The 5,109-nt window shown below is 59.7% G+C and carries 3 protein-coding genes and 2 rRNA genes; 1 reads left to right on the top strand and 4 read right to left on the bottom strand.

Annotated features, from left to right (window positions below):
* The 3 genes from LE190_RS21260 to LE190_RS21250 form a co-directional block, all read right to left on the bottom strand.
* A 16S ribosomal RNA gene (locus LE190_RS21260) occupies positions 1-90 on the bottom strand; the annotation flags it as partial.
* Between the two features lie 401 nt (positions 91-491).
* Positions 492-1,523, bottom strand: a complete 1,032-nt coding sequence (gene rtcA / locus LE190_RS21255) for an RNA 3'-terminal phosphate cyclase (RefSeq protein ID WP_225240584.1) — start codon at positions 1,521-1,523, stop codon at positions 492-494.
* Between the two features lie 22 nt (positions 1,524-1,545).
* Positions 1,546-2,781, bottom strand: a complete 1,236-nt coding sequence (locus LE190_RS21250) for an RtcB family protein (protein WP_307734734.1) — start codon at positions 2,779-2,781, stop codon at positions 1,546-1,548.
* Positions 2,782-3,095: 314 nt separating this feature from the next.
* Here LE190_RS21250 and rtcR point away from each other — a divergent pair, with 314 nt between their 5' ends.
* The gene (gene rtcR / locus LE190_RS21245) at positions 3,096-4,706 is read left to right on the top strand and encodes an RNA repair transcriptional activator RtcR (protein ID WP_225240582.1); all 1,611 of its coding nucleotides are present in this window, start codon (positions 3,096-3,098) and stop codon (positions 4,704-4,706) included.
* 299 nt (positions 4,707-5,005) lie between these two features.
* Here the strand turns inward: rtcR and rrf are convergent.
* A 5S ribosomal RNA gene (gene rrf, locus LE190_RS21240) occupies positions 5,006-5,109 on the bottom strand; the annotation flags it as partial.

Below are 5,109 nucleotides of genomic sequence, written 5' to 3'. Positions count from 1 at the left end.
ACCAGGCCGAAGCCCGTGCTGCCGTTCGACTTGCATGTGTAAAGCATGCCGCCAGCGTTCAATCTGAGCCAGGATCAAACTCTTCAGTTCAATCTCTGTTTGTTGACTCTTTCGAGTCACCGGCATTACTGCCGGGTCGCTCACTCAAGATACTGACCGTTATCCCATTGCTGGGACAACGCTTAATACTTTTGTGAACATTTGATAATTTAAGTATGCGGCTGAGCGAACCCAGCCGGCACCTTCATCAAACGCCCACACTTATCGACTGTTGATTGTTAAAGAACCAGTGTTCCGTACTACCTTGCCGCACTGTGCGAAGCGTTGTGTTCGTCAGCAGCAGAGAAGTGAGATTATGCAGTGTTTCGCTAAAACCGTCAACCCCTCGTTCGCTTCGTTGCAGATTTCTCTGCGGACTCTGCTAACGTAAGCACTTGATTACGTTAACGTTTTCGGTCCTTGCCGAAGCGGAGGCGAACTATAGCAAATTCTCACGGTACTCCGCAAGCCCTGCGCACCACACAAATGTTACGCCTGTCCTCATGCTCGAAACCGATCTCGACTGGCAGGAAGCGTGCGATGACGTCGGCGTTCGTCAGCGCATGTCTGCTTACCGTCGATGCGCTGAAGCAGCCTCCGCCAGCAAGCGCGAAAGGCAGCAGCAACTGGTCCGCCAAGTGTTCGCCCACTGCCGCGCCTGAGCCGATATAGTCGTGCATTTCCTTGAGCGCGTGCCCGGCCACGACTTCCGCCCTCACCATTTTCGCGCCAAATCCGGTGAAGACTTCCGTGACGTGCTCATGCTCCAGCGTGATCAGCACGGCATTGCCCGGGCCTTGATCCCCGGGCAGGACGTGCGCCATCAACTGCGCCTCGTTCAACCCCATCTTTGCGCCGATGAAAGCCAGTTCGCGCTGCCCAACACCGGGGGAGATTCCGGCAGTAAAGGCTTCCGCATAGCCGGCGCGGCGCGCGCCACGCTCCTGCAACATGATCGGATTCATGCCCTTGCATGGCTCCACACGCGCGACGACGGCCCCTCCGCCTGCCGGGTAGAAGCCATAACGTTCCAGCCTGAAATCGACGCAGGCACCCATTGCCCCCAGCAAGGGGCCATAGGCACGCTGTAGAAACTGCACCGGCGGCGCCATCTCGTTGTGGGTACCTCCAGTGATCCTTACGGTAGATGGCGTTCGGGCATGGAGCAAGGCCAGGGCCAGCGTCTGCAGCACCAGGGTGCAACTGCCCGCACTGCCAATAGCGAACTCGTAGTCACCGGCCACGATATCGCCCGGCTCGAAGCTGAGTTGCTCCGATCCGAGTTCAGCGTGGGAGACCGTGGCCCCACTGATGCGCGCGGCTGCCCTCACCGCAGCCAGGTGCTGACGCATCAGCCCCGGCGTCGAACGATTCGCGCGAATGCGGGTGATGCGGAAGGGCTGGCCGGTGACCATGGACAGTACCAGCGCGGTGCGCAATATTTGTCCGCCGCCTTCGCCGGCGGACCCATCGAGGTCGATCATGGTGGCCCTTTCCTCTTCCGCGTCATCCCTTCACGCACACGACCTGCTTCAGGGTATGGACCACCTCGACCAGGTCGCGCTGCGCGTGCATGACCGCGTCGATATCCTTGTAGGCCATCGGAATCTCGTCGATCACGTTCGCATCCTTGCGACACTCGACGCCTTCGGTAGCGCGCACCTGGTCGTCCAGCGTAAAGCGGCGCTTGGCCTCGTTACGGCTCATGGTACGCCCCGCACCGTGGCTACAGCTATGAAAGCTGTCGGGATTTCCCTTCCCGCGCACGATGAAACTCTTCGCCCCCATCGAACCCGGGATGATCCCCAGCTCGCCTTCGCGCGCCGACACCGCTCCCTTGCGGGTGACCAGCACATCGCGTCCGAAATGCTGCTCCTTCTGCACATAGTTGTGGTGACAGTTCACCGCCTCCACATGCGTCTCGAATGGCTTCTTGATCACCGTGCGCACAGCGGCGATCAGATTCTGCATCATTACCTCCCGGTTCATGCGTGCGAATTTCTGCGCCCAGCTCACGGCCTGAACGTAATCGTCGTAATGCTCGGTTCCCTCTTCCAGGTAGGCCAGGTCCTGGTCAGGCAGGTTCATCACGTGGCGGCGCATGTCCTTCTTGGCCAATTCGATGAAGTAAGTACCGATGGCGTTGCCGACGCCGCGTGATCCGGAATGCAGCATGAACCAGACGAAGCCCGCCTCGTCGAGGCAGACCTCGACGAAGTGGTTGCCGCTTCCCAGCGTACCCAGGTGGCGGTAGTTGTTCGTATGCTTCAGCGACGGCGTGTTCAGGCAGATGGCATCGAATTCGTCCTTCAGGGTCAGCCAGGCCGCATCGACCGGCGCCGGTGGCGTGTTCCACGACCCCGCGTCGCGCCCGCGGTAGCTGCGCGTCTTCGGCGACATCCCGTGCGGAATGGCGCGCTCGATCGCACTGCGCACGCCGGACAGGTTGTCGGGCAGGTCCCTGGCCGATAGCGTGGTCTTGGCCGCCATCATGCCGCAGCCGATGTCGACGCCAACCGCCGCCGGGATCACTGCGCCGAGCGTTGGGATGACACTGCCGATGGTCGAACCCTTCCCAAGGTGGACGTCGGGCATGACGGCGATGTGCTTGTAGATGAAAGGCATGCGTGCGGTGTTGGCCAGTTGCTGCTTCGCGCTTTCCTCGACTGGCACGCCCTCGGTCCACATCTTGACGGGACGTCCGCCGTCGATATTCATACTTTGGTAATTGTTTTTATCCATGTGCTCCTCTTGTTTTAAGCAATCGAGTAATTCGACGAGTGGCGCGGCGACTTGGCATCGGCGCGCGCACTGCGGCGTTCACGGTATCGGTCGGCGCCAGATGGCGACTTTGCTCGTATTGAAGAGCCGAGGGTTGATCTTGATGCTCTCCTTGCTCTCTTCTATTGCAAGCAGCGTGCCAGCTTAGCGACACTGCCGCTTCTTGACGCTAAGTGATTGATTTCCAGAGAATTATCGATCCCAAAAAAGATCTGCCTAACATTGTCCTGCAGGGACATGCGTGATAACTTATACGGAGAGATAAGGATTTATAAATGAAGAAAAAAACGGTCGTGATCGGATTTGTCGGTACCAAGCTCGATAGCGGGAAAGGTAGCCGACGCTGGGAAAAGTGGCGGCCGAGTATCGCGCTGACACAGCATGACAACATCCAAGTCGACCGCTTCGAACTGCTGCATGACGCCTCGGCCCACGACCTGGTCGAGCAGGTAGTGGCCGACATCGCCTCCGTATCTCCAGACACCACCGTCGAGCCGCGCCAGGTCAACCTGCGTGACGCCTGGGATTTCGAAGAGGTCTACGCCGCGCTTTTCGATTTTGCCAAAAGCTATCCCTTCGATCTCGAGCGCGAGGACTACTGGATCCACATCACGACCGGCACCCACGTGGTGCAGATCTGCATGTTCCTGCTGACCGAGGCGCGCTTCTTCCCCGGCCGCCTGGTGCAGACGTCGCCACCCCGCCGGCATGGCCCCGGCGAACCTGGTACTTATGTGCTGATCGACCTCGACCTGTCGCGCTACGACCAGCTGGCCCAGCGCTTCTCGCGAGAACAGGTAGAAGGCGTCGCCTTTCTCAAGTCGGGCATTGCCACCCGGAACACGCGCTTCAATGCCATAATCGACGAGATTGAACGCGTAGCCATCAAGTCCAAGGCTCCTATTCTGCTGATGGGCCCGACCGGCGCCGGCAAATCCTTCCTGGCGCGCCGCGTGTATGAGCTCAAAAAGGCGCGCCACCAGATCGACGGCAAGTTCATCGAACTGAACTGCGCGACGGTGCGCGGCGATACGGCCGCCTCGACGCTGTTCGGCCATGCGAAGGGCGCGTTCACCGGTGCCGGCGCGGACCGGCCCGGCCTACTCAAGAGCGCGCACAAGGGCCTGCTCTTCCTCGACGAAATCGGCGAACTCGGCCTCGACGAGCAAGCCATGCTGCTCAACGCAATCGAAGAGCGGCGCTTCCTTCCCATAGGCAGCGACTCCGAGGTCCGCAGCGACTTTCAACTGATCGCGGGCACCAACCGTGATTTGTCGGAAGAGGTCATGGCCGGGCGTTTTCGCGAAGACCTTTATGCAAGGATCAATTTGTGGACCTATGTCTTGCCAGGCCTGCGCGAGCGCGCCGAGGACATCGAACCGAACCTGGACTACTTGCTGGCCGCATTCAGCCAGGAGAATGGACAGATGGTGCGCCTCAACCGGGAGGCCAGGAATTGCTACATGCAGTTCGCCATGTCGCCCGAAGCCCTGTGGAAAGGCAACTTCCGCGACCTGCTCGCTTCCGTAACGCGCATGGGGACCTTGGCCGATCGCGGCAACATCACGGAAACGATCGTGCGCGAGGAAATCCGCCGCCTGCAGGAGCTATGGCAACGCCTGGGTCGCCCGGCCCATGGCGCGAGGGTTGAGCTTGCCAAGGCCATGGGTGCCGAGGCCGCCGCTCAACTGGATTCCTTTGACGCGGTACAGCTGGCGCACGTTATCGCCACATGCCGCCAATCAAAATCGCTCTCGGACGCTGGCAGGAGACTGTTCAGCGTCTCTCGGGAAGCAAAGGCAAAACCCAACGATGCCGATCGGCTCAGGAAATACCTGGCCCGCTTTTCATTGGAGTGGGAAGCGATTTGCAAAGAGGCATCCTGAGCGGAGACAGCCCGTCATCGCGTGACGTGGTCGCGATTCAACCTGGCGCAGGCAGCCGATTGTCCCTGGCACGAGCAGACCGGTAGCCGAGGAGAGCGAATACAGAGACAAAGCGTTCGTCCAGCCATGTAGCGTCCAGGCGGCGATGGCGAAAAGCGAGCGTCTGCAATACCGCGCCGCGATGACGCGCTGCTGGAGCCATGGCCAACTATTCGCGAACTAGAGTTGGGCGCGTTTATTAGGCTACCAAAGCAAAAAAACCCCGCAGAGATCACCCTGCGGGGTTTTTCATATAACTAGCCTGACGATAACCTACTTTCACACTGGTTGCAGCACTATCATCGGCGCAAAGTCGTTTCACGGTCCTGTTCGGGATGGGAAGGGGTGGGACCGACTTGCTATG

This window comes from Massilia hydrophila (assembly GCF_020208145.1).
In the GTDB taxonomy this organism is placed as follows: Bacteria; Pseudomonadota; Gammaproteobacteria; order Burkholderiales; family Burkholderiaceae_D; genus Telluria; species Telluria hydrophila.
The sequence above is the reverse complement of the archived record's forward strand: the minus strand, read 5'-3'. Positions and strand labels throughout refer to the sequence as shown.